The 25,025-nt window shown below is 35.9% G+C and carries 25 protein-coding genes; 9 read left to right on the top strand and 16 right to left on the bottom strand.

All coding sequences use genetic code 11. The annotated features are described in order from the left end of the window. Window positions 1-38 precede the first annotated feature (38 nt). The 5 genes from rplL to mraY all read right to left on the bottom strand — a co-directional run bounded on the left by rplL (window position 39) and on the right by mraY (window position 3,961). Window positions 39-422, bottom strand: coding sequence for a 50S ribosomal protein L7/L12 (gene rplL, locus ACQUQZ_RS20640; protein ID WP_435356983.1), 384 nt, complete (start codon window positions 420-422; stop codon window positions 39-41). A 99-nt stretch (window positions 423-521) separates the two neighbouring features. Further along, window positions 522-1,055 carry a 50S ribosomal protein L10 gene (gene rplJ, locus ACQUQZ_RS20635; protein WP_435356982.1) on the bottom strand — a complete coding sequence of 178 codons (534 nt, stop codon included), beginning with the start codon at window positions 1,053-1,055 and terminating at the stop codon, window positions 522-524. Between the two features lie 2 nt (window positions 1,056-1,057). Further along, window positions 1,058-1,756 carry a 50S ribosomal protein L1 gene (rplA, locus tag ACQUQZ_RS20630; RefSeq protein ID WP_435356981.1) on the bottom strand — a complete coding sequence of 233 codons (699 nt, stop codon included), beginning with the start codon at window positions 1,754-1,756 and terminating at the stop codon, window positions 1,058-1,060. A gap of 193 nt (window positions 1,757-1,949) precedes the next feature. Continuing rightward, entirely contained in the window at window positions 1,950-2,387 is a 438-nt protein-coding gene (gene rplK, locus ACQUQZ_RS20625) for a 50S ribosomal protein L11 (protein ID WP_435356980.1), read from the bottom strand. Window positions 2,388-2,740: 353 nt separating this feature from the next. Further along, window positions 2,741-3,961 carry a phospho-N-acetylmuramoyl-pentapeptide-transferase gene (gene mraY / locus ACQUQZ_RS20620; protein WP_435356979.1) on the bottom strand — a complete coding sequence of 407 codons (1,221 nt, stop codon included), beginning with the start codon at window positions 3,959-3,961 and terminating at the stop codon, window positions 2,741-2,743. Window positions 3,962-4,170: 209 nt separating this feature from the next. Here mraY and ACQUQZ_RS20615 point away from each other — a divergent pair, with 209 nt between their 5' ends. Further along, a complete protein-coding gene (locus ACQUQZ_RS20615; protein WP_435356978.1) occupies window positions 4,171-5,688 on the top strand; it encodes a zinc-binding dehydrogenase in 1,518 nt (505 codons plus the stop codon). Between the two features lie 56 nt (window positions 5,689-5,744). On the opposite strand, the gene ACQUQZ_RS20610 is transcribed toward ACQUQZ_RS20615, so the two are convergent. The 4 genes from ACQUQZ_RS20610 to prmC form a co-directional block, all read right to left on the bottom strand. Next, window positions 5,745-7,127 (bottom strand): M56 family metallopeptidase, encoded by a 1,383-nt coding sequence (locus ACQUQZ_RS20610; RefSeq protein ID WP_435356977.1) that lies wholly within the window; start codon window positions 7,125-7,127, stop codon window positions 5,745-5,747. Next, window positions 7,124-7,495 (bottom strand): BlaI/MecI/CopY family transcriptional regulator, encoded by a 372-nt coding sequence (locus ACQUQZ_RS20605; protein ID WP_435356976.1) that lies wholly within the window; start codon window positions 7,493-7,495, stop codon window positions 7,124-7,126. Before ACQUQZ_RS20605 ends, ACQUQZ_RS20610 begins: the two co-directional genes overlap by 4 nt. A gap of 120 nt (window positions 7,496-7,615) precedes the next feature. Next, window positions 7,616-8,587, bottom strand: a complete 972-nt coding sequence (locus tag ACQUQZ_RS20600) for an AAA family ATPase (RefSeq protein ID WP_435356975.1) — start codon at window positions 8,585-8,587, stop codon at window positions 7,616-7,618. 81 nt (window positions 8,588-8,668) lie between these two features. Continuing rightward, complete coding sequence (gene prmC / locus ACQUQZ_RS20595) at window positions 8,669-9,613, bottom strand: peptide chain release factor N(5)-glutamine methyltransferase (protein ID WP_435356974.1); 945 nt, start codon at window positions 9,611-9,613, stop codon at window positions 8,669-8,671. 101 nt (window positions 9,614-9,714) lie between these two features. Here prmC and ribD point away from each other — a divergent pair, with 101 nt between their 5' ends. The 7 genes from ribD (at window position 9,715) to ACQUQZ_RS20560 (ending at window position 17,557) form a co-directional block, all read left to right on the top strand. Next, complete coding sequence (ribD, locus tag ACQUQZ_RS20590) at window positions 9,715-10,695, top strand: bifunctional diaminohydroxyphosphoribosylaminopyrimidine deaminase/5-amino-6-(5-phosphoribosylamino)uracil reductase RibD (RefSeq protein WP_435356973.1); 981 nt, start codon at window positions 9,715-9,717, stop codon at window positions 10,693-10,695. A gap of 51 nt (window positions 10,696-10,746) precedes the next feature. Further along, window positions 10,747-11,547, top strand: coding sequence for a pyrroline-5-carboxylate reductase (gene proC / locus ACQUQZ_RS20585; protein ID WP_435356972.1), 801 nt, complete (start codon window positions 10,747-10,749; stop codon window positions 11,545-11,547). Window positions 11,548-11,774: 227 nt separating this feature from the next. Beyond that, window positions 11,775-13,274, top strand: a complete 1,500-nt coding sequence (locus ACQUQZ_RS20580; protein WP_435356971.1) for a TolC family protein — start codon at window positions 11,775-11,777, stop codon at window positions 13,272-13,274. 95 nt (window positions 13,275-13,369) lie between these two features. Next, the gene (locus tag ACQUQZ_RS20575) at window positions 13,370-14,764 is read left to right on the top strand and encodes an efflux RND transporter periplasmic adaptor subunit (RefSeq protein WP_435356970.1); all 1,395 of its coding nucleotides are present in this window, start codon (window positions 13,370-13,372) and stop codon (window positions 14,762-14,764) included. Window positions 14,765-14,964: 200 nt separating this feature from the next. Beyond that, on the top strand, window positions 14,965-15,951 hold the full coding sequence (locus ACQUQZ_RS20570; protein ID WP_435356969.1) for an NAD(P)H-dependent glycerol-3-phosphate dehydrogenase: 987 nt from the start codon (window positions 14,965-14,967) through the stop codon (window positions 15,949-15,951). A 99-nt stretch (window positions 15,952-16,050) separates the two neighbouring features. After that, on the top strand, window positions 16,051-16,584 hold the full coding sequence (locus tag ACQUQZ_RS20565) for a transposase (protein ID WP_435356968.1): 534 nt from the start codon (window positions 16,051-16,053) through the stop codon (window positions 16,582-16,584). A gap of 79 nt (window positions 16,585-16,663) precedes the next feature. Beyond that, window positions 16,664-17,557 (top strand): restriction endonuclease, encoded by an 894-nt coding sequence (locus tag ACQUQZ_RS20560; protein ID WP_435356967.1) that lies wholly within the window; start codon window positions 16,664-16,666, stop codon window positions 17,555-17,557. Between the two features lie 101 nt (window positions 17,558-17,658). Here ACQUQZ_RS20560 and ACQUQZ_RS20555 read toward each other — a convergent pair whose 3' ends face one another. From ACQUQZ_RS20555 to ACQUQZ_RS20525, 7 genes are all read right to left on the bottom strand, one after another. Further along, complete coding sequence (locus ACQUQZ_RS20555) at window positions 17,659-17,949, bottom strand: hypothetical protein (protein ID WP_435356966.1); 291 nt, start codon at window positions 17,947-17,949, stop codon at window positions 17,659-17,661. 2 nt (window positions 17,950-17,951) lie between these two features. Beyond that, window positions 17,952-18,344: an HIT family protein gene (locus tag ACQUQZ_RS20550; RefSeq protein WP_435356965.1), complete on the bottom strand. Its 393-nt coding sequence runs from the start codon at window positions 18,342-18,344 to the stop codon at window positions 17,952-17,954. Window positions 18,345-18,419: 75 nt separating this feature from the next. Then, on the bottom strand, window positions 18,420-19,325 hold the full coding sequence (locus ACQUQZ_RS20545) for a TIGR01777 family oxidoreductase (protein WP_435356964.1): 906 nt from the start codon (window positions 19,323-19,325) through the stop codon (window positions 18,420-18,422). Between the two features lie 78 nt (window positions 19,326-19,403). Beyond that, window positions 19,404-20,069: a peptidoglycan recognition protein family protein gene (locus ACQUQZ_RS20540; protein ID WP_435356963.1), complete on the bottom strand. Its 666-nt coding sequence runs from the start codon at window positions 20,067-20,069 to the stop codon at window positions 19,404-19,406. A 54-nt stretch (window positions 20,070-20,123) separates the two neighbouring features. Continuing rightward, a complete protein-coding gene (locus tag ACQUQZ_RS20535; protein WP_435356962.1) occupies window positions 20,124-20,639 on the bottom strand; it encodes a YciI family protein in 516 nt (171 codons plus the stop codon). Window positions 20,640-20,871: 232 nt separating this feature from the next. After that, window positions 20,872-22,584, bottom strand: coding sequence for a lysine--tRNA ligase (lysS, locus tag ACQUQZ_RS20530; RefSeq protein WP_435356961.1), 1,713 nt, complete (start codon window positions 22,582-22,584; stop codon window positions 20,872-20,874). Window positions 22,585-22,720: 136 nt separating this feature from the next. After that, window positions 22,721-23,329, bottom strand: coding sequence for a Uma2 family endonuclease (locus ACQUQZ_RS20525; RefSeq protein ID WP_435356960.1), 609 nt, complete (start codon window positions 23,327-23,329; stop codon window positions 22,721-22,723). Window positions 23,330-23,489: 160 nt separating this feature from the next. Here ACQUQZ_RS20525 and asnS point away from each other — a divergent pair, with 160 nt between their 5' ends. Next, window positions 23,490-24,917 carry an asparagine--tRNA ligase gene (asnS, locus tag ACQUQZ_RS20520; RefSeq protein WP_435356959.1) on the top strand — a complete coding sequence of 476 codons (1,428 nt, stop codon included), beginning with the start codon at window positions 23,490-23,492 and terminating at the stop codon, window positions 24,915-24,917. Window positions 24,918-25,025: the final 108 nt, after the last annotated feature.

Raw genomic sequence — 25,025 nt, 5'->3', positions numbered from 1 at the left:
CGTTTTATATGAAAATCGGATACCGATTAGGAGTAAAATTATTTTACTTCTACTTCTGCACCAGCTTCTTCTAAAGATTTACGTAAACCTTCAGCTTCGTCTTTAGCTACACCTTCTTTCACTGCTTTTGGAGCTCCGTCAACTAAATCTTTAGCTTCTTTTAAGCCAAGACCAGTCAAGTCTTTCACCAATTTAACAACTTGTAATTTGTTCGGGCCAGCAGCCTTCAAGATTACGTCGAATGCAGTTTTTTCAACTGGAGCTTCAGCAGCATCTCCCGCAGCAGGACCACCAGCTACCATTACTGGAGCAGCAGCAGCAGGCTCAATACCATACTCATCTTTCAAGATTGTTGCTAATTCGTTTACTTCTTTTACAGTTAAGTTTACTAACTGCTCTGCGAATGCTTTTAAATCTGCCATTTTTATAGATTTTAAAGTGTTTTTTACAAAAAATAAATGATAAAAATTTTAATTATTAACCGAAAACTGTCATATTGATGACTGTTAACCGATAATTGATTAGGCTGCTTCTCTCTCTGAAAGAGTTTTGAGAATACCAGCCAATTTGTTGCCACCGCTTTGTAAGCCAGAAATAACATTTTTGGCAGGTGACTGCAACAAACCAATGATTTCGCCAACCAATTCTTGCTTTGATTTCAACGTTAACAACGTATCCAATTGGTCGTGTCCGATGAAAATGCTTGAATCAACTGAGGCACCTTTCAGTTTGATGCTATTTTTGTTTGCTTTAAGGAATTCCTTGATAAGTTTAGCAGCTACTTTACCGTCCTCTTTGTGAAACATCACACCAGAGAAACCTCTCAAAACTGTATCATCAAATGATGAATAGTCAGTAGGCTGTTTTTCAAGTGCTTTCTGAATCAAAGTGTTTTTGATTACACGATACTCAATACCACGCTCGAAGCAAAGGCGACGCAATTCGTTGGTTTTCGCAACGTTTAGGCCACTTGCATCAGTGATATAGAAGTAAGGTGTAACGGCAAACTTAGCAGCAAGTTCCTCGATTATTACTCCTTTGTCTTCTTTTGTCATGATTACAATCCATTAATGGTGGTTTTGTCAATTTGAATTCCAGGGCCCATTGTGCTTGCAAGTGAAATAGTTTTCACATACGTACCTTTAGCAGACGAAGGTTTCAATTTCAACAAAGTTTGAATCAATTCGATGGCATTTTCGGCCAATTTCTCAGGCGAGAATGAAACTTTCCCGATAGAAGCATGAATAATACCTGTTTTATCAACTTTAAAGTCGATTTTACCTGCTTTCACTTCTTTTACCGCAGTTGCTACATCCAAAGTAACTGTACCTGACTTAGGGTTTGGCATTAATCCACGAGGACCGAGGATTTTACCTAATTTACCTAATTTCGCCATTACAGTTGGCATTGTGATGATTACATCAATGTCAGTCCAACCTTGCTCGATTTTTTGGATGTATTCGTCCAAACCTACGTGGTCAGCACCCGCTGCTTTCGCATCTGCTTCTTTATCTGGTGTACAAAGTACCAAAACACGAACAGTTTTACCTGTACCATGTGGTAATGCTACAACACCACGAACCATTTGGTCAGCTTTACGAGGGTCAACCCCAAGGCGAACGTGTAGGTCCACCGATGAGTCGAATTTTGTGTAAGAAACAGCTTTCAAAACACCAGCCGCATCTGTTAGCGAGTAGGCTTTGTCGGCGTCAAACTTAGCATTCGCCTCTTTTCTTTTTTTAGTTAATTTTGCCATTGGCTTTGTTTGGTTTTAGCGTTAGAATCTAATCTTTATGATTTATTTCTAACTCCCAGTGAATAATAGTTTTCGCCGAAGCGAAGGTCGCTGATTGTAACAATACAGCGATTTTTCTGAATTGATAAATTATCATTAAAAAATATGAGTGAGATTTAAACTTCATTCATAATTCATAATTCATAATTCATAATTAGAAAGGAGCGTTGCCTGTGATGGTGATACCCATGTTTTGAGCAGTACCGGCAATCATCTTCATTGCTGAGTCCACAGTAAAGCAATTTAAGTCAGGCATTTTGGTTTCAGCGATAGTTTTCACTTGATCCCAAGAAACTGTACCAACTTTCTTACGGTTTGGTTCAGCAGAGCCTGTCTTTACTTTGGCTGCTTCCAACAACATGATAGCAGCGGGAGGAGTTTTGAGTTGAAATTCAAACGATTTGTCAGTATAGTAAGTAATTACTACTGGCACTACCATACCCATTTTGTCTTGAGTACGGGCGTTGAATTGCTTACAAAATTCCATGATGTTCAAGCCTTTTGAACCTAACGCTGGACCGATTGGTGGCGAAGGGTTTGCTTGACCGCCTTTTACCTGAAGTTTCACATAACCTGCGATGTCTTTCGCCATTGTCTTTCAGATTTAATAAAGGAATGTAAAATTAGATTTGATTTTCAAATGTAAGCGAGGGTAACAACCTTGCTTGATTATCAATCTTTTCCGTTGATTTAATTCGGAAATTCTGCTGTTAGCCAGGGGAAGCGACGGCACGAATGACGTCAAGGCTAAAGCAAAATTTCTGCCGCATCGATTGATGTTTGCACACCTATCGAAAATCGGACTGCAAAAGTAAGCGTTTGCTTTTAGATATGCAAAGATTTGATGAGAAATCTTTTATCTCTCAACTATTCATAAAGAAGAAACCAAAAAAGGTGATAAAGCCAAGCCTTATCACCTTACTAAAAATAGTATAATTTATTATCTTATCTCAATTTCAAAGTCACCAAACAAGCCACTGCCAATACGATTCCGATAATCCAAAAACGAGTGACAATTTTTGCTTCGTGATAACCTTTTTTCTGAAAATGATGGTGCAATGGCGACATTAAAAACAAACGATTTTTCTGGGCAAATTCCAGTCCCCCCTTTCGCCTTTGGTATTTAAAATAGCTTACTTGCAGAATTACTGAAAGTGACTCAACCAAGAAAATGCCACACATGACTGGAATCAATAACTCTTTTCTGAGTGCCAACGCCAACACAGCAATGACACTTCCAAGCATTAAACTTCCTGTATCTCCCATGAAAACTTGGGCGGGATAAGCATTATACCACAGAAACCCAATACATGCCCCCACAAAAGCGGCACAGAAAATCACGACCTCGCCAGAGTTTGGAATCATCATGATATTGAGGTATTGTGAAAATACTTTATTACCTGATAAATAGGCAAAAACAGCTAAAGTTATGCCGATAATTGCCGATGTTCCTGCAGCCAAACCATCTATACCATCAGTAATATTAGCTCCATTTGATACTGCTGTAATGATAAAAATAACGATCAAAACATAAGGGATCCAAGCTAAATTTTCAGGAAACCAAGCTCCTAAAACATGATAATCAATTTCATTATTCTTGAAAAAAGGAACAGTTGTAGTAAGAGAATGTGTATCAGTGTATTTCTGAATTTCGCCCACAGCCGTGCTTATTTTTGCCTTTTCATAAACCCTGATTTTTACATAATCATTGAAATAAAGCGTTAGTCCAACAATTAGACCTAAACCCACTTGCCCAATAATTTTGAAACGACCTTTCAAACCTTCTTTATCTTTCTTGAAAACTTTAATATAATCATCAGCAAAGCCGATTCCACAAGTCCAGATTGTAGCAATGATGAGCAAAACGATATAAACGTTGTCTAATTTGGCAAAAAGTAGCACTGGAATCATCAAAGAGGCTAAAATGATGAAGCCACCCATCGTTGGCGTACCTTTTTTTTGCATTTGACCAGCGAGCCCAAGGTCACGAATGGATTCTCCAATTTGCAATTTTTGAAGCAAAAGAATGATTCTTTTACCGAAAATAGAAGCAATCAGTAGCGAAAAAACAATCGCTCCCATCGCTCGAAAAGTGATGTACTGGAATACCCCAGCACCAGGGAAATTAAAAGCCTTGTCGAGATAAGTAAATAGGTAGTAAAGCATAGGACATTAGATTTTATAGGAAAGAGGGGCAAAGATAGTTTTTTTTGAAAAGTTAAGAAATAAATGAATAAAAAAAGTGAAAAATGAAGCTAATATTTGCGTTTTTTGTAGAAATTAGTCGATAGTCCGCAGTCAACGGTCAACAGTTTTTCTGTGGACTGTTGACCATCGACTGTGAACAAAAAAACTATTCAACAAAATAAAAACCTATGAAAGCTCTTCTTTGTAAACAATTCGGTAAGCCCGATACACTAATTTTAGAAAACCTTGAGCCTTTAAAAGCTGAAGCTGGAAAAGTAGTTATTAGCGTAATGGCATGTAGTGTTAATTTTCCTGATACGTTAATTATTCAAAATCTTTATCAGTTCAAGCCTGCTTTGCCGTTTTCTCCAGGGGGTGAGGTTTCTGGTATAGTTAAAGAAGTAGGAGAGGGTGTCAAGCACTTAAAAGTAGGCGATAAGGTTTTTGCGATGACTGGCTGGGGAGGCATGGCAGAAGAAGTATTGGTTGATGCCCGCAGGGTTTTTCCAATGCTACCCAAAATGGATTTTGTGACAGCTGCTTCGGTGATGTATAATTATGGCACATCTTATCATGCCTTGAAAGATCGTGCGGAACTGAAAGCAGGTGAAACTTTATTGGTGCTGGGTGCCGCAGGAGGTGTTGGTTTGGCTGCCGTTGAATTAGGCAAATTGATGGGTGCAAAAGTGATTGCGGCCGCATCAACTGATGAAAAGCTGGCGATTTGTCAAGAAAAAGGAGCAGATTTTACGATAAATTATACAAACGAAGATTTACGAGAAAAAATAAAAACAATCACTGAAGGCAAAGGTGTTGATGTAATTTATGATGCCGTTGGCGATAAATATGCCGAGCCAGCCTTGCGTTCAATCGCTTGGAAAGGGCGTTATTTGGTAGTAGGTTTTGCCGCAGGTGAAATCCCCAAAATAGCTTTGAATTTGGCTCTGTTGAAAGGGTGCTCGATTGTTGGTGTTTTTTGGGGACAATTTGCTGAGAAAGAAGCTGCTCAAAACTTCAAAAATATTCAAGAATTGGCAGGTTATTTTATGAAAGGAGCTTTGCGACCACATATTCATAAACTATATTCGCTCGAAAATGCCGCTGATTCGTTGAATGATTTGATGAATAGAAAAGTGGTTGGAAAGGCGGTTGTAGTAATGTCGGATGACATAAAAATGCCAAATTATGAAGTAAAAGAAATCCCTAAACAAGAAGTAAAGCCTGTTCCTCAAACAAATAAAGTAGGTGAAATGTTGGTTTTTAAAGACTTAACAGCTTTGAAAGCTCATGTTGGTAAGGAGCTTGGCACATCTGATTGGCAAACATTGACGCAAGAAAAAATCAATGATTTTGCCAAAGCAACTTTAGACGACCAATGGATTCATGTTGATGTAGAGAAGGCCAAACTTTCACCTTTTGGTGGTACAATTGCTCATGGATTTTTGTCGCTCTCGTTTTCGCCAAAGTTTATGTATGAAATGTTTAAGATAGAATCTGCCCAAATGGGTCTGAATTATGGTACAAATAAAGTACGCTTTATTTCGCCCGTGCCTGTAAATAGTCGAGTGCGTATGAAAGCAATTTTAAAAGAAGTAGAAGATATGCAACCAAGCGGTGCAAAACTTATCATTGATGCCATTTTTGAATTGGAAGGTTCAGAAAAGCCAGCTTGCGTGGCCGAGTTGTTGAGTGTGATTTATGAGTAAAAACCATGTTTTGCAGGTCTAATGAATATAAAGATAGACCTGCAAATTAATATTTATTAGCTTTTTTTAGGTTTGTTTTTATTAGTTCTTTTATCAATAGAAAACATTGGTGATTCTTTTACATGTTTCATATATACCTCATCGTAGTATTTATGTGTCATTAAATCAATTTGAAAACGACGATTGCCAACTTGAGCATTTTTGTAAAGTCGGCTAATCGAAAACTCGGCAATATCAGAAGCTTTATAACTGTTAAGTTTATTATTTGGAATTCGTTTTGAATCTACCCACACACCATATTTATCAGTACTTGCCCATAACTTCATCATTTCATCAGTTGGATTGTTTTTTTCTGCGTAAAGAGGGCTTTCTTTGAGTAATTTCTTTTCATCATCTGTCAACTCATTATAATTTTTCGGATTTTTTATTTTACCTTTTTCATGGGTAGTAGGATTGAGATCTTCAAAAATATAAACCCTTGCATTGTCCATATTAACATCCTTTTGTGTCAACTTCTTTTTCGAGTTTTCATTAGGAATTACTTGTATTTCAAGAGGTTTAGTAGGTGTTTGAGCAAAAGAAATGTCTATAAAACTCAATAGTAAAATCGTAAAAATAGGTAATAAAACTACTTTTTTGAGCAATGCTACTTTGGCGGAGGTGTGAGTTGTCATCATTAGAAGTCGTTGTTTAGTGATTTGAAAAGTTAAATTACTCGTAAGATTAAAAGCAAGATTGCCAATGGATTTTTGTAAAAGTAATTCTTGATAAAATCGAATATTTTGAAATTTCTGATTGACTGTCTCATCAGCCATAAATTCATGGTTGAGTTGAATCGCTTTTTTGTAAAAATTAAGTGTCGGATTGAACCAAAATATGATCCTTAAAATTTCAATAAAAAGAATATCTAAAGTATGAAATTGTTGAATGTGTGTTCGTTCGTGACTTATTAATTCGTCTTCTAAATTATTGTATTCTTCCTCATTGATGAATATATAATTCAGAAAAGTACAAAGTTCAACCTTTTCTTTGAGTAAAATAAAATAGATGCCCTCAACTATGATTTTTCGATTCTGAGTAATTTTCTTCTTAATAAGAACTAAATTTCTCGTAAACTTTAGCAACTGAAAAAAAGTAACAATAATATAAATATATTTTATAAAAGACTGATAATCAGTTTTTTGTACTTCATTTACTGGATTTTCATTCGGAATGCTAAAAGGGATGTTTTCAGTGGAAATTAGTTTGTTTACTTTTTCTATTTGTAGATTTTCTTGTCCAATTTCGATTGAAATGAGTGGAATTGAAAAACTGAAAATCAAACTAAATAATAAGAAATAGCGATTGAAATGTAGCATTTTCTCTTTTTCTAAAAAGAATTTATAAACGCCAAAAAGAACGATTAAACACGCACCTGATTTCAAAAGATAGAGTATCATTTTTTCTTTTTTTCGATTTGTTTGTCAATAATACTTTTTAACTCCTCTAATTCTGTTGCACTGAAATCAGTTTTTGAAGTAAAAAATGATGCAAATTGTGTAACTGAATTATTAAAAAATTTATGAATCATGCCATTCATCTGCTTTGAAAAATAATCGTTTTTTTCTATCAATGGATAATATTCTCTTGAATTTCCATACTCACGATAGGCTACAAAACCTTTATCAATCATTCTTTTCAAAAGTGTGGCAACAGTTGTCGGAGCAGGTTTGGGTTCGGGATAGGTATCTAATAAATCTTTCATGAATGCTTTTTTTGCATCCCACAAATATTGCATTAATGTTTCTTCGGTTTCGGTCAATTTCATTTCTACGTTTATAGATTTGTTTCTACAAATGTAGAACAATAAAATAATACTTTACAAATTTTTTGAAGAATATTTTTCAAAAAATCATTTTAAATAAAAAAACTAAGGTTTTATTGAAGTTTACCTCCCAATCGCCACTCTTTTCAGCACATTATCAATCACTTCACGAGTGGTGAGTCCGTCGGCTTCGGCTTCGTAGTTGAGGATTATTCGGTGGTTGAAAACATCATGCACTAAGGCTTTGATGTCTTCGGGCAAAACGTAATCACGTTCGTCGAAATAGGCGAGGGCTTTGGCGGCATTATACAAGGCAATACCTGCTCGTGGCGAAACACCAAATTGAATGTAACGAGCTTCGTCTTTCATGCCATATTCTGCTGGGCGGCGAGTAGCAAAAACTAACTCAATTATATAACGTTCGAGCATTTCAGAGATAGAAATTCGATTGATTTCTTGTCCAATGGCTGCAATTTCTTCTTTATCTAATATTGGTTTCGGAACATAGTTTTCATTGAGATTCGCTATTTTTCTAACCATTTCGAGTTCGTCGTTTTTGTTCAAATAATCAACAAAAACTTTCATCATAAATCTATCTACTTGTGCTTCAGGAAGTGGATAGGTACCTTCTTGTTCAACGGGGTTTTGAGTAGCCATAACCATAAAGGGGCGGTCGAGCTTATGCGATTCGTCGCCGATGGTTACTTGTTTTTCCGCCATTGCTTCCAATAAAGCTGATTGCACTTTGGCAGGAGCTCTATTTACCTCATCCGCCAAAATCAAATTAGCAAAAATAGGTCCTTTTTTTACCTCAAAATCTCCTGATTTTTGGTTATAAATCATCGTCCCCACAAGGTCGGCAGGAAGTAAGTCAGGAGTAAACTGAATACGATTGAAACCCAAGTCCAAAACCTTCGCTAAAGTGTTGATAGTCTTGGTTTTAGCTAAACCAGGTACACCTTCGAGTAGGATATGACCGCCAGTAAAAAGTCCAATTAATAAACGATTAATCAATCGTTCTTGACCAATAACCACTTTACCTGTTTCCGAAAAAACATCCCTTATTTTTCTATGTAGAATTCTTGAGCTTTCCATGTATTGTAGCACAATTTTCCAAATTGTGTAAAATTTTAAAACGTGAAGTTAGCAAAAACCATCAAAACTCTCATTCCTTATCTAAATCTTTTTACTAAGCCTTGCTTTCACAAACCTTTCTTTTTGATGAATATCCTTTACAATAACTACATCTGAAAACCCTTTTTTAATAAATATTTCTGCGGTTTCTTTGCCTAATGATTCGTTTATTTCGACAGCTACTAAACCGTTGATAGTCAGATTATTATAAGCAAAATTAGCGATAGCTTTATAGAAAACCAAAGGGTCATTGTTTTCTACGAAAAGTGCTAAATGTGGCTCAAAATCAATGACGTTTTTTCGCATCAACTCAATTTCTTTCTTCGTAACATAAGGCGGATTACTTACTATAATGGATAATGGATAATGGATAATGGATAATGGAGAATGGAGAATATCAACTTTTTCAAAAATCACATTTGCATTATTTAATTCGGCATTTTTTTGTGCCGTTTCGAGAGCTTTTTCTGAAATATCATACGCAAAAACTTGAAAATTAGGCAATTCTTTTGCCAAAGAAATAGCAATACAGCCACTTCCAGTGCCAATGTCTAAAAGAGTTCTGAACGGTCCGCCGTGCGGTTTAGAGTTCTGAGTACTGAGTGCTTTTTCGCCGACAACGGACTGCCGACTGCTGACTTTTAACTGTGGACCATGGACTGTGGACTGTTGACTATTTTCAATGACCAATTGTACCAATTCTTCGGTTTCAGGTCGTGGAATTAGGACAGAATCATTTACCAAAAATTTTCTTCCATAAAAATCTGTTTCGCCTAAAATATATTGAATGGGTTCGTGGGAATTTAACCTTTCAATAATATTTGTCCAGTTTACCTGCTTCTCGGCTAATTTATCACTCAGAATTTCAATTTTCTTCAAGCCTAAATAAAATTCCATTAACCAAAAAACAATTTCTTTTGCTTCTTGAGCTTCGTACACCGTAATTTGTTGGAGCAAATCATCAAATAGTTTTTTGCTGGATTGCATAAATATTTTTTTTATTGCAAATTGTATTTCGGCGAACAGGATGTCCGCCCCACATTTTTTGCAAAAATATTCACTAAATCACTCATTCACTAATTCTATCATTGAATACCGACGAAAAATACATGCTCCGTGCCTTACAATTGGCTGAAATTGGTCGAGGAAATGTAAGCCCTAATCCAATGGTTGGTTGTGTAATTGTGCATGACGACAAAATTATTGGCGAAGGCTGGCATCGAAAATATGGAGATTGGCATGCCGAAGTAAATGCGGTAAATTCTGTTAAAGATAAATCATTACTATCAACAGCAACAGTTTATGTAACACTTGAGCCTTGTTCACATTTTGGAAAAACGCCACCTTGTGCCGATTTATTGGTGAAACATCAAGTAAAAAAAGTAGTGATTTGTAATTTTGACCCATTTCCATTAGTAGCAGGAAAAGGAATTGAAAAACTGCAAGATGCTGGTATTGAGGTTATTACGGGGGTTTTAGAAGCAAAGGGAAGAGAATTAAATGCAAGGTTTTTTACGCTTATTGAAAAAAAACGCCCATATATTATCTTGAAATGGGCCGAAACGGCGGATGGTTTTATTGCTGGAGAAAACTTTGAGCAATTGAAAATTAGTAATGCTTTATCGCACAAGCTTTCGCACAAATGGCGAAGTGAAGAAGATGCAATGATGGTTGGCACAAATACAGCTTTGTACGATAACCCAAGACTTAATGTAAGAGAATGGATAGGTAGGAATCCAATAAGAATTGTTGTTGATAGAAATGAGCGTTTGCCCAAAGATTTGCATTTGTTTGATGGTTCGCAAGAAACAATTATTTTATCAAACCCAACTCAATTAGATGAATTACGAAATAATAAAATTCAGTCATTGATAGTTGAAGGTGGCACAAAACTCTTACAAAGTTTTATAGATATTCAGCTTTTTGATGAAATTAGGGTTTTTAAGAGTCAAAACCAGTTAAAAAAAGGTATTTCAGCCCCTATTTTACCTAAAAATATAGATCTTATTCAGAAACAAAATTTACAAGGAGATGAACTAACGATTTATAAAAATCTTGTTTCGCTGTAATTTACTTTCAATCTTTGTAAATATTTTTCCTCTATTATATAAATTTATCTAATGAAAATTGCCATTGTAGGCTGCGGAAATATGGGTATGGCATTTGCACGCTCTTTTTTGCAGTATGATTTAGTAAAAAAAGAAGATTTACTTTTAATCGAAAAAAGTCAAGAACGCAGTGATATTTTACGAACAGCTAAAGAAGGCATGGTTGTAAGTGTTATCAATTCGCAAGTAGCTGATTATGAGTTGATTATTCTTTCGGTTAAACCGCAAGATTTTGCTTCTGTACAAGAAGAACTCCGAGCTGTGATTCAGCCGCAGCAAGTTGTTTTGTCAATTATGGCAGGTATTCCGATGTCGAAAATACAATCGGCTCTTGATCACCAGTTAGTGGTACGTGCCATGCCAAATACGCCTGCCATGCTGGGTATGGGCATTACGGGGTTTACAGCTTCGCCAGAAGTTGATGCTCATAAACTCCGCAAAGTTGAAAATTTAATCAATGCTACTGGTCGTTCTGTTTATTTAGAAGATGAAGGTATGATTGATGCCGTGACGGCATTGAGCGGCAGCGGTCCAGCCTATTTTTATTATATTGTCAAGCACATGATTGAGGCGGGTAAGCAAATGGGATTTGATGAAGGGATGGCAAGTTTGCTCGTAAAACAAACCATGCTTGGTTCTTATCATTTGATAAATAATGCCGAACAAAGCCTTGATAATTTAATAAAAGCTGTAGCCTCCAAAGGAGGAACTACCGAAGCCGCATTACGAACTTTTGAAGAAAATCAAATTTCTGAAGGTTTGATTAAAGGCATTTTGGCGGCCGAGAATAGAGCTAAAGAATTATCGAAATAAGGAAATGCTGGCAAGATTCAAAATCTTGCCAACATTTTATTTATGGGCTTAGATCTGAAAACTGTTAACTCTAACAATTTCTTCAAAACACCCTAACGCACCTCCAAACTTCAAAAAAACCGTTTATCCATTTATTGTAGCAAGCATATACGAATGTTTCGTAAGATTGTTGTATCAAATAAGTTCAAAATCTGAAGAGGGCTTTGAATACAGCATCTTAAATTCTTATGAAATTAGCTAAAATTTTATTTTCAACTCTTTTTCTTGCCAACAGTTTCGCCTTCGCACAATCGGGCGGCGTTCCGTCGGGCGGCGTCCCGTCGTCATCTGCGGTTTCGGGAAGTAAAAATAACTCAGGCGGAGAAAAAGTGACTTTGCAAGAAGCCATTGATTTTGCTTTGAAGAATAATCTTTCTATCAAACAAAATAACCTTCAAGTTGAACAAGGTATTAACACACTTGAGCAATCAAAGTGGGCAAAATATCCAACACTCAATGGTGGTGCAAACTTCAACCTTTTTTCAGGTCGAAATATCAATCCATATACCAACGGTATCATTACCAATACAGTTGGGTCAAATGGTTTTGGTCTGAATTCAGGAGTAGTGCTATTCGATGGTTATCAAACTCGTAATGGTATTGCTCTCAATCAATTGAATTTAGAAGCTTCTCGCCTTGATTTGCAAAACATGAAAAATCAGATAACACTCAATATTGTAGTTGGGTATCTGAATGTACTTTCGCAACAAGATTTATTAGCGGCTGCTCAAAAGCAAATGGAAGTTTCGCAAACACAACTCGAACGTACGCAAAAATTGGTCAATGCAGGTTCTTTACCCGAAACCAATCTTTATGATATCAAAGCTCAATTGGCCAATGATGAAGTAAGTGTTGTGAACGCTGAAAACGCCATTGTTTCAGCCAAATTGACTTTAAAACAATTGATGAATGCAGGAGCTGACCGTGAAATAGAGGTGGTGAGAATTGAAGTGCCAAATCCTAATATTCAACCATATCCGAGTTCGGCTGCCCAAGTTTACGAAATTGCTCAAAGTTTTTTGGCCAATGTTCAGGCGGCTGATATGCGAGTAAAGGCTTCACAAAAATCTGTAGATATTGCGAAAGGTTTGAAAATGCCAGTGGTTTCAGCAAGTGCAGGTTTCAACTCGTCTTATTCGACTGCGGCCGAGAAGGTTAGTGTTACACAAAAAATCGTTGAAACAGAGGCGGGCTATGTAAATGTGGCAGGTACACGTTACCCAGTATTTGGCTATTTGCCAACATCAAGTGCAACCAGCGAAAAAATACCTTATTTCCGACAATTAACAGGAAATGGAAATGCGTCATTAGGTTTAAGTGTAAGAATTCCGATTTTTAATGGTTACAGCACTAAGTTTCGTCTGACAACTGCTCAAATTAATCAAAAACAAAGCGAAGTACAAGCTGAAAATGTCCGCTTACTTCTTCGTCAAGATATTGACCAAGCGTATGTGAATCTCTCAAATTCAGCCAAACGTTATTCTGCATTAGGAAATCAAGTAAGAGCATTAGAAGAATCGTTTCGTGCGGCAGAAGCAAGATTTAATGTAGGTTCGTTAAATGCCTTAGATTATAGCATTTCAAAAACAAATCTTGATCGTGCAAGAACCAATCAGATTCAAGCTAAATACGATTATATTTTCCGTATCAAAATCTTAGATTACTATCAAAACAAGCCACTTTTTTAAAAGTAATTGACATTTTGATTGATTATCAATATTTTCTAAAAAACTAATGACAGTCGTCTGTTGGCTATCGACAATAGACTTAATAAAATTTCTCAATGAAAAAATCAAATAGACTCTGGTATATTTTGGGTGGTGTAGTTGCCCTTCTTGTTATATTTTTGTTCGTTGCAAAATCACAAGGTTGGATTGGCAAAGAAAAGCCAACCGAAGTAGAATTTGTCAAGGTTGGTAAATCTGATATTACCGAAACAGTTTCGGCATCAGGTAAAATTCAGCCTGAAATTGAGGTAAAAATTACCCCTGATGTACCAGGTGAAATCATTGGGTTATATGTAAAAGAAGGAGATTCTGTAAAAAAAGGACAACTTTTACTAAAAATCAAGCCTGAAAACTACTTGTCAGTTGTAGAACGTTCGGAAGCGGTGGTAAATCAAACCAAAGCAGGTGCAGAGCAATCTAAATCCGTACAAGCACAAGCCGAAGTGCGATTATTAAAAGCACAACAAGAATATAATCGCCAAAAGAAATTGTTTGAAGATAGAGTAATTTCTGCTTCTGATATGGAATTAGCAGAAACTAATTTGAAAGTTGCTAAACAAGAAATTGAATCAGCAAAAGCAAATGTAGAAGCTGCCAACTTTAATATCAAGAGTGCTGAGGCAGGTTTAAGAGATGCTAAAACTAACTTGTATAAAACAACTGTTTATGCTCCAATGAATGGCATTGTATCGAAATTAGCTATCGAGTTAGGTGAGCGTGTGGTTGGAACTTCTCAAATGTCAGGTACAGAAATGCTTCGTATTGCCAACTTAAACAATATGGAAGTTCGTATGAATGTCAATGAAAATGATATTGTACGTGTAAGTTTAGGCGATACAGCTATCATCGACGTGGATTCTTATGCCATGACAAATAAAAAGTTTAAAGGTGTAGTGACTGAAATCGCCAATACTGCGAATGGTTCGGGTTCACTAACCGCAGCAGCAGCAGCCACAGATGCTGTAACAGAATTTGAAGTAAGAATTAAAATTTTACCAGAATCTTACCGTGATTTAATTGATAGAAAAGCAAGAAAAGTATATCCTTTCAAACCTGGGATGACAGCTACCGTTGATATCATTACAGAGAAAAAATTGGGTGTAAAAAGTGTGCCAATTGCTGCTGTAACCACTCGTGGCGGTAAAGAAGAAGTAAAGGTAGAGGGAGATGGTCCTAATAATCAAGGTGCTACGACTGAAGAGCCAAAATCAACTGCGAAAAAAGACAAACCTAAAGAAGTAGTTTTTGTACATGACAAAGATAAAGTGAAAATGCGTGAGGTAAAAACTGGAATCACAGATACAGCCGCTGGTACAATCGAAGTAATTGAAGGCTTGAAAGAGGGTGAAGAAATTGTTTCAGGGCCATTTATTGCAGTATCGAAAAAGTTGAAAGATGGAGATATTGTAATAAAGAAAGTAGAGAAAAAAGACGAAAAAAAGAAAGAGTAGTTTAATGGTGAATGATTAATTATTAGTTCACGATAACTATCTAAATTGAAAGATAAGGCTGACCCTAATATTTCGTAGTAACGGTCATAAAAGTATAAAAAAGAGTTTGTCGAAAGGCAAGCTCTTTTTTTATTCAGCTCTTTTAATTTACTTAGCGTAATTAAAGTATAGCATCAACAGATAGAAAGCATTGAGGATTTATGAAAATTACAGTTATTGGCGGAGGAAGTTGGGCAACAGCCATCACAAAAATTTTATGTGAAGGAAATGTGCAGATTAAATGGTGGATGAGAAGTGTAGAAGATGCCGAACATATAAAAAAACATCACCACAACCGAAACTATTTGAGCAGTGTCGAGATTCATCCTTCTAAAGTCAAACCTTATACCAACCTCAAAGAAGCTCTTCGTGGAACAGACTGGGTTGTGTTGGCAGTACCAGCTGCTTTTGTATCTGATGCACTTAAAAGCATTTCTAAATCTAATTTGGAGGAGAAAAAAATCATTTCGGCAGTCAAAGGAATGATTCCAGAAAGCAATCAATTAATTACCGATTGGCTCGCTGACAATTACCAAGTTTCACACCAAAATATGGGTATTATTGCTGGCCCTTGCCATGCCGAAGAAGTAGCTTTAGAAAAGCAATCATACCTGACAATTGCCTCAGCAAATATGGATTTGGCCAATGACTTTGCCAATTTGATGCGTTGCCGTTATGTCAGTACATCGCCTTTAGTAGATATTTATGGCGTAGAATATGCCGCAGTAATGAAAAATATTGTAGCATTGTCTTGTGGAATTACCCACGGCTTAGGTGGCGGAGATAATTTTCAAGCTGTGATGGTTTCTAACGCCATGCAAGAAATAAAGCGTGTAGTTGATGTGATTGCCCCAATGGAGCGAGATTTGAGTGCATCGGCGTATCTGGGCGATTTACTGGTAACAGCTTACTCGCAATTTAGCCGCAATCGCACTTTTGGAAACATGATTGGCCGAGGCTACAGTGTACAAGCTGCTCAGTTGGAAATGAATATGATTGCCGAAGGTTATTATGCAGTAAAGTGTATATATGAAATGATGCAGCGGTTCGAAGTACCCATGCCTATCACTAATTTTGCCTACCAAATTTTATATAAAAATGCTTCTTTGAAGAAAGAATTTGAGGTTTTGAAGAAAAAATTGATATAATTCATTGCCTGAGCGATGACAAAGGGAATGAACCGCATTTGCCATTGTCAGTGTCCTCACTGACAATCAACAAATTAATAATCCAAAACAAAAACGGTTATGCAATTTGCAGCAATGGAAATCGGCTATGTTTATTTTTATACAGCAACTATCCTAAACTGGAAGAAATTACTCGAACCCGATAAATATAAACAAATCATCATTGATAGCTTGAAGCATTTAGTTGATAAAAAGAAAATAAAAGTTTATGGTTTTGTAATAATGCCGAACCACATCCACTTAATATGGGAAATGCTTGCCAAAAATGGGAAAGAAATGCCCCACGCAAGCCTAATGAAATATACAGGGCATCAATTTTTAGAAGATTTACGAGACAACCATCCACAAATTTTACCTTTTTTTATTGTAGAATCAAGTACCAGAATACACCATTTTTGGCAAAGAAATAGTTTGCCTTTTGTTTTGAATAAAGAAGAAACATTGGTTCAGAAGCTTAATTATATTCATAATAACCCCCTCCAAGACAGATGGAAGTTAGCCGAAACACCCGAAAAATACCATTACTCATCAGCTAAGTTTTATGCAACAGGTGTAGATGAATTTATGTTTTTAACCCATTGGCAAGATAGATGATTAAATGAATGGTTGTTGTCAGTGAGGACACTGACAACGGCATAATAAAAATAGAACTATAACTTTTAAGAAATTAAAAATGAATTTAGAGATACCCAAATTTCATGAGACCTTTAATCCAATTCTCGAAGTTTTGAGTAATGGAGAAACAATTCATACAAGAGTATTACAAAGCTTGGTAATAAAAAAATATTTTTCTCATCTGAGTGAAGAACAATTATTGGAGAAGACAAAAACAGGTGAAATACTAATTAATAATCGTATTGCTTGGGGAAAATCTTATTTAAAGAAAGGGGGGTATATTTTTTATCCTGAAAGAGGCAATGTTAGGATAACAGAAAAAGGGCTGAAACAAAAATCAGAACTAACTTTAAAAAATGCTGTGGAAGATTCAGGAATTTTAAATTTTTACTCTGATGAAATATCAAAAGGTAATTCAGATAAAGTAACCTTTAAAGATATTGTAAATTCATCACCGCAAGATTTAATTGATAAAGGTTTTTCTCAAATTGAAAGAGAGGTAAAAAGTGAGTTGCTGGAAAAGCTAAAAAAAATAGACCCTTATTTCTTTGAGAAAGTGATTTTAATCTTACTCAAAAAAATGGGATATGGAGAATTTATTGAAACTTCAAAATCTGGTGATGGGGGGATTGATGGTATAATAAATGAAGACAAATTAGGATTAGATAAAATATATATTCAAGCAAAGAGATTCAATGAAAATAAAGTTAGAGAAAAAGATATTAGAAATTTTATCGGAGCAATGAGTGGTGATACAAATAAAGGAGTGTTTGTAACGACTTCATTATTTGATAATGGTGCGATTGAAAAGGCCAAAAATGCTCACCATAAAATCATTCTTATAGATGGAAATAAATTAGTTGACTTGATGCACGAATATAATGTTGGAATTCAAATAAAAGCAACTTATGAAATAAAACAACTTGACGAAGATTTCTTTGAAGATCAGTAAATTTAATAATAAACAATTTAAAAAGTTTCATGTTGAGTTGATTTTGTTAAATTAATCTATGTAACCTTTCTAAATAACAGCATTTTAAGTAAGCCAAAACCTCACCCATACCGATTCTTCAAAAACAAAGAAATACCGTATATAACTCCTGATAGAATGATTTGCAAAATAGGTAACATTCCTACACTCCAATTAGAGGCTTGGTCGATGCTGAAATTTGAAAAATGATGCAGACTAACACTCAGAGAAAGAAATATAATACAACTTATCATCACTGGTATCATGGTTTTCATAAAGTCTGAAACTCTATTGTGTTTTCTCACCCAAAAAATAAGTCTTAAAGCCAAGAAAATTGGCAAAATGCAGATAATTACCTCAAAGATTAATTTCATATTTACTTCAAAAAACTTCTGATTTTAGCAGCAGTTTCCGCCAATTCTTCTTGTGAAAATTTTAGTTTATTATTGAAATTCATATCACTCATGCTATTCATCGGAATTAAATGAACATGAGCGTGCGGAACTTCCAAGCCAACAACAGCAACACCCACCCGCTTGCAAGGTACAGCTTGACGAATCGCAGGCTCAATTTGCTTAGCAAATGCCATTAAACCTGCATAAAGTTCATCATCGAGGTCAAATAAATAGTCAATTTCTTTCTTTGGTATGACAAGCGTATGACCTGTAGCACATGGAAAAACATCAAGAAAAGCTAAAAACTGCTCGGTTTCCGCTATTTTATGGCAAGGAATTTCACCTGCAACGATTTTTGAAAAGATGGAAGACATATTGAGTTCTGAGTGCTGAGTTCTGAATTCTGAGTTAAAAAAAAATACAGTCGTCAGCCGTTTCTGGACTGCTGACTACTTTTCTAACAAATCTTTCAATGCCTCTTTAATGTTAGTAAATTTATACTTGAAATTGCTTTCTTGCGAAAGCCTTTTGTTCTGCACAAAGTTACCACCAGTTACGACAATTCCCATTTCTCCGAAAACTAATTTTAATATAAAGCTTGGTATATTTGGCAACCAAAGTGGTTTTTTCAGCACGTTTGCTGCTACACTTGTCATTTCCTGATTGCGAACAGGGTTTGGCGAAACCGCATTATATGCTCCGTGCATGGTTTTATCTTCGATGGCTTTGATGAAAATTTCGCATAGGTCATCAATATGAATCCATGACATAAATTGCTTGCCACTGCCTAAAGCCGCACCAAAACCGAATCGAATAGGTTGCACTAATTTGGGTAATGCTCCACCTTTTTCGCTCAAAACAATACCAATTCTGATTCTAATAATGCGTTCGGCTGAACTGATTTTTTTGGCAGTTGATTCCCAAAGTTGAGTGCATTCTGCTAAAAAATCATTCCCAGCTGGACTATTTTCATCTAATTTTGTTTCGCCAGTATCACCACCATAATAGCCAATGGCAGAGGCAGAAACAAAGCCTTTTAATTGAATGTTTCTTTCTTTCAAATACTTATTTATCAGTTCAATAGGTTGAATTCTTGAATTGATTATTTCCTGTTTTCGCTCATTTGACCATCGTTTGTCGGCAATTCCTGCTCCTGCCAAATGAATAATATAGTCGGCATTTTCCAATGCACCCGCTTCGATAAAGCCTTTCTGAATATCCCATTGATAAATTGCTACATTGGCAATGTTTTCTTTCCTACGACTGAGATAAACTACTTTATGGCCCTTTTGCAAAAGCAGCTCTGTCAACCGATGCCCAATCATTCCTGTGCCACCTGTGATTAAAATATTCATTTTGTTTGATTGTTGAGTGTTAATCTATGAACACTTTTAGTGAGGAATTGTTTGGTTTTAACAATTTGGGAAATTGTTTTACGGTGTAGGCTCTTTTTTTAGTTTTTTGAATTTTTCTCGAAGACGATTCATAAATTCATCACCTGGGTCACTTTTAGTAGTTTGGTAAGTTGAGTCGGTTTCTTTCCAAAGACTTGAGCCACGAAATTTGGTATATTCGTGATGTCCAATCAAATATTCGATTTTATGTTTTTTTCGTAATTGCTTGATTAACAAATAATTGGCTTCAAACTGAGCTTCGGTTAGTTTGTTGTCTGTTCCATCACCCACATTCTCAATACCTATTGCACAATAGTTTAGTCCAATTACATGTCGGGCAAAAATTGTATCGGGCAATAAATGATACACCGTCCCATCTCTATCAACTAAGTAATGAGCCGAGACATTTAAGAGACTGGCATTTTTTAGTTCAGGACGAGCATTGGGCAAAATAGGCGTATTAAAGGCAAAAAATGATTGTTCAAAAGTTGGAATGGCTGTCCAATGACAAACAACCATTTTTGGCCGAATAGTTGGCTCTTTTTGCTCAATCCCATGCCGATTTTTCATATATTCTAAGGATAAAGCCCGACGAGTAGAATCCCAAATAATAGGTTTCTCAACGATTTTTAATTTTTGCCCAAATACTTGAAAATTGAATAAAATTAAGCAAAAAATAAGGTGTTTTAGTGCTTTTTTTACCATTTTGATTGATTTTTGAAATATAAACTTTGGACTGTTGTCTGTCGTCGATCGGCTTTAAAAACTCTTTTTAGCAATTGTCTTATGAATTTCTACCGTTTTCATGAGAGCCGCAGACCCATACCAAGGATGTAATTCCATTGCTAAAGATTCCGCCTGAATGGCTGGATCAGTTTCACACAATTTCTGTGCTTCTTCGATTGTTCTTACATCAAAAATATAAATTCCCCTTAAATCAGTATTGTCTTCAAAAGGCCCTGCAACGACTAATTTACCTTCATTGGCTAATCGTCCAATATTTTCCATGTGGGCTTTTTGGAGCTTATTAGCAGTAACTGAGTCAATCATCCAACGTTTTCGCCCTTTTTTCAAAAATGCCATTACATAAGTTTTCATTCCATAATCATCAGCACCTAATTGATTGGCAAGTACACTATCAATACTTGGGGTAAGGTTTATATTGGTAGAATCAACATAGGCTGTTTTGGGTTTTTCAGGTACAAGACAACTGCAAGAAATACAAGCAATAATTACGAATAAAAATAGTTGAGATTTGAATGGGTACTTTATCATTATAGTGGGTTTATAGGTGAAAATGTATATTAAAAGCTTATTTTTTGCAAGCATCAACCAAAATTTTGAAGGTGATTGCCAATGTTTTTTGATTAACTTCAAGAATTTCTTTATAGGAATTCCATATTTGGGTTTGACAAATTTAACGAGATAAATCGGAAAGCAATATGACCGCTTAATAAAAAAAGCGGAATTTTTATATTCCGCTTTTCTAAGTTGATTATTTTAAAAATTACTTTACCCAAGCCTCAACTTCCTCTTTACTTGGCATTTTTTCGTCAATTTTCAATTTCTTTCTCATACCTCCCAAATCATTGAAGATTTTATTAGCGTTTGCTTCTTTCAATTGACTAACCATTACAAAACCCATTTTTTGTAAGGCTGGTACCCAAACTGCTGGAATACCAATGGCTTCATAATCAGCTTCTTGTGAAAGTTCTTGTTTCTTTTCTGGTCGCATTTGTGGGAAGAAAAGCACTTCTTGAATACTCACATTGTCGGTTAGCATCATTGTCAAACGGTCGATGCCGATGCCAATTCCTGCGGTTGGAGGCATTCCGTATTCGAGTGAGCGAATAAAATCTTCGTCCATGGCCATTGCTTCGTCATCTCCACGCTCGGCCAATCTTGCTTGTTCCTCAAAACGCTCACGTTGGTCAATTGGGTCGTTTAGCTCTGAGTAAGCATTCGCCACCTCTTTTCCATTGACAAATAGCTCAAAACGTTCAACTAAACCTGGTTTTGAACGATGTTTTTTAGTCAAAGGCGACATTTCAACTGGGTAATCAATAATGAAAGTCGGTTGTATCAAATTTGATTCTACTTTTTCTCCAAAAATTTCATCAATTAATTTGGCTTTGCCCATTGTGTCGTCAATTTCCATGCCCCACTGACGGCAATAAGCACGAGTTTCTTCTTCACTCAAATTGGCTAAGTTTACGCCAGTATATTTTTCGATGGCTTCTAAAATGCTCAAACGAGCAAATGGTCCCGCAAAATTCAATTCATTTTCACCCAATTTAAAGGTAGTTGAACCATGAACCGCCATTGCTACTTTCTCAAAAATCTCTTCTGTAATTCCCATCATCCATTCGTAGTCTTTGTAGGCCACGTAGAATTCTAATGAGGTAAATTCTGGATTATGCGTTCTGTCCATTCCCTCGTTACGGAACATTTTGCCAAACTCATAAACTCCTTCAAAACCTCCTACGATGAGGCGTTTTAGGTACAATTCGTTGGCAATACGCATATACAAAGGCATATCAAGCGTATTGTGGTGTGTGGCAAATGGCCGAGCGGCTGCACCACCATGAATTGGTTGAAGTATTGGCGTTTCTACTTCTAACCAACCTTTATCGTCGAACATTCTACGCATCGTACTGATGATTTTTGCTCTTTTTACAAAAACCTCTTTTACATGCGGATTGACAATTAAATCTACGTAACGTTGGCGATAGCGTTGCTCTGGGTCAGAGAAAGCGTCATAAGTTTTGCCATCAACTTCTTTTACAATTGGAAGTGGACGAAGCGATTTATTTAAAATCTTAAATTCAGTTACATGAATCGAAGTTTCACCCGTTTGAGTTGTGAAAACATATCCTTTTACACCAATAATATCGCCAATATCAAGCAACTTTTTGAAAACAGTATTATATAAAGTTTTATCTTCGCCAGGACATAAATCGTCACGGCGGAAGTACAATTGAATACGTCCAGTTGAGTCTTGTAACTCAACAAATGACGCACTTCCCATGATTCGGAAACTCATCAAACGCCCTGCAATTGATACGTTTTTGTAGTCAATCTTGTTATTTTCGTAGTTTTTTTCAATATCAGCGGCCGTTACATTTACCTCAAATAATTCGGCAGGGTAGGGGTCAATTCCCATTGCCATTAAGTCTTGTCTTTTCTGACGGCGTAGTATTTCTTGTTCGCTAAGTGCCATTTATATGAATGATGAATGATGAATGATGAATGATGAATGGCATTCATCCACAAATTTTTTTATTTTTTCTGCAAAATTAAACAAAAAAGGTCAAGCAATGAAGCTTAACCTTTTTTAATAGATATATCGTTTGATTTTATGAAACTTTTATGCCTTCATCTTCAAGATATTTACCAATATTGACGCTAATTCCATCAAAAAGCTCGATTTCTTTGTGCCAAGTTTTTATTAACCAATCTTCGTTGGGTTGTGCAATAATTACTTTTTGAGAAGCTGTAATTATCCAAAAGACTTTTTCTGTGCCAAATTCAAAAAGTTTTTCGGTTTTTCGGGTAAAATAGTCTATAAAACTACTTTCACTCAAATCAGCATTGGTGTCTATTTCAATAATATATTTTGGTGGAACATTAGAATATTTAGTCGTGATTTTATCGGCAGTTAAAACAGCTTTATCATAAATTAGAATATCTCCAGCAAGAGTATCTTTATACCCTAATTGCAAGCCAGATTCATTGGTATGAACTCGGTATTTTGTTCGGTCGTATGAACGATAAATAATTTCAAGAATAAAATTGATTAATTCTGCTTGTAATGAACCGCACCCCATAATTTCTTCTGCGGTTAAATGATTTTTTATCGCTTCCTTATAACCTTTATAATAAATAGGTTTTCCATCCATGATTTCATAAATGAATTCTTCGGGAATCTTGCGTTTGATAACTTCTACGTCGCTTTCAAGTACCATATTCTTTGTATTTAATAAAACTAAGGTACAAAAAATACTTAAATTCCTATATAAAATTCATAAAAACCAATCTGCTCAATCAGATAAATCAGCTTAATCAAAGTTTTAGATGAGTTTTATTTCTATTTTTGCAGTTCAATTCAAGAATCAAGAGAGAATTATGCAAATCAAGGAATTACTGAAGCAAACGCCAAGCGAACAAGAAGTAACTGTAAAAGGTTGGGTACGTACCAAACGTGGACAAGCAGCCGTCACTTTTATTGCCATTAATGATGGCTCAACGATACATAATATTCAGGCAGTTGCCGAAGGTGGAGCAATTGATGAGGAAACTTTAAAATTAGTCTCAACTGGGGCTTGTGTAGCTGTAACAGGCAAACTTATCGCTTCGATGGGGAGCGGACAAGCAGTTGAAGTAAAAGCTGAAAAAATCGTAGTTTACGGTACAGCCGACGAAACTTTCCCGATGCAACCAAAGAAGCATTCGATGGAGTTTTTGCGTGAAAAAGCCCATTTACGCTTCCGTACCAATACTTTTGGAGCAATTTTCCGCATTCGTCATGCCTTGGCTTATGCTGTTCATAAATATTATAACGACAACGGTTTCTTTTATTTGCATACGCCAATCATCACTGCTTCTGATGCCGAAGGTGCAGGTGAAATGTTTCATGTAACAAATTTTGACATGGAAAAACCTCCAAGAGCAGAAGATGGAAGCATTGATTATAGCCAAGATTTCTTTGGTCGTCAGACAAGTTTGACGGTTTCGGGGCAATTGGAAGGAGAATTGGGAGCTTTAGCTTTATCGAAAATTTATACTTTTGGGCCAACTTTCCGTGCAGAAAATTCAAATACGACTCGTCACTTGGCAGAGTTTTGGATGATTGAGCCAGAAGTTGCTTTCTACGAATTGGAAGACAACATGGCTTTGGCAGAAGATTTTGTGCAGTATGTAATCAAATATGCTCTCGAAAACTGTGCTGATGATCTAGCTTTCTTAGAAAAACGTTTGTTGGAAGAAGAGAAAAGCAAACCACAAAATGAGCGTAGCGAATTGAGCTTGTTAGAAAAACTAAAATTTGTAGTTGAAAATAAATTTGAGCGTTTGACTTATACCGAAGCCATTGAAATTTTGCTACGTTCAAAACCTCACAAAGAGAAAAAATTCCAATATCCTGTTGAATGGGGCATAGATTTACAGTCGGAGCATGAGCGATATTTGGTAGAAAAACACTTCAAAAAACCAGTGATTTTGACTAATTATCCGAAGGATATTAAGGCGTTTTACATGAAGCAAGATGAAGATGGCAAAACCGTTCGTGCAATGGATGTATTATTTCCAGGCATTGGTGAAATCATTGGAGGCTCACAACGTGAAGACGATTATGAAAAGCTTTTAGCTCGTACTAAAGAAGTTGGTATAGACCCAGAAAACATTTGGTGGTACCTCGAAACTCGTAAATTTGGTTCGGCACCACACGCAGGTTTTGGACTTGGTTTCGAGCGTTTGGTATTGTTTGTAACAGGCATGACCAACATCCGTGACGTAATTCCTTTCCCTCGTACGCCTAAGAGTGCAGAGTTTTGATTAGGCACGAAAATTGAATAAATAAATATAGAACGCTGATTTTTATGATAATTATGATAAAAAATGATGTCACAATGTTATCATAATAAATCTGCTAAATCATAAAAA

Source organism: Emticicia sp. SJ17W-69 (assembly GCF_051209875.1).
Taxonomy (GTDB): domain Bacteria; phylum Bacteroidota; class Bacteroidia; order Cytophagales; family Spirosomataceae; genus Emticicia.
The sequence above is the reverse complement of the archived record's forward strand: the minus strand, read 5'-3'. Positions and strand labels throughout refer to the sequence as shown.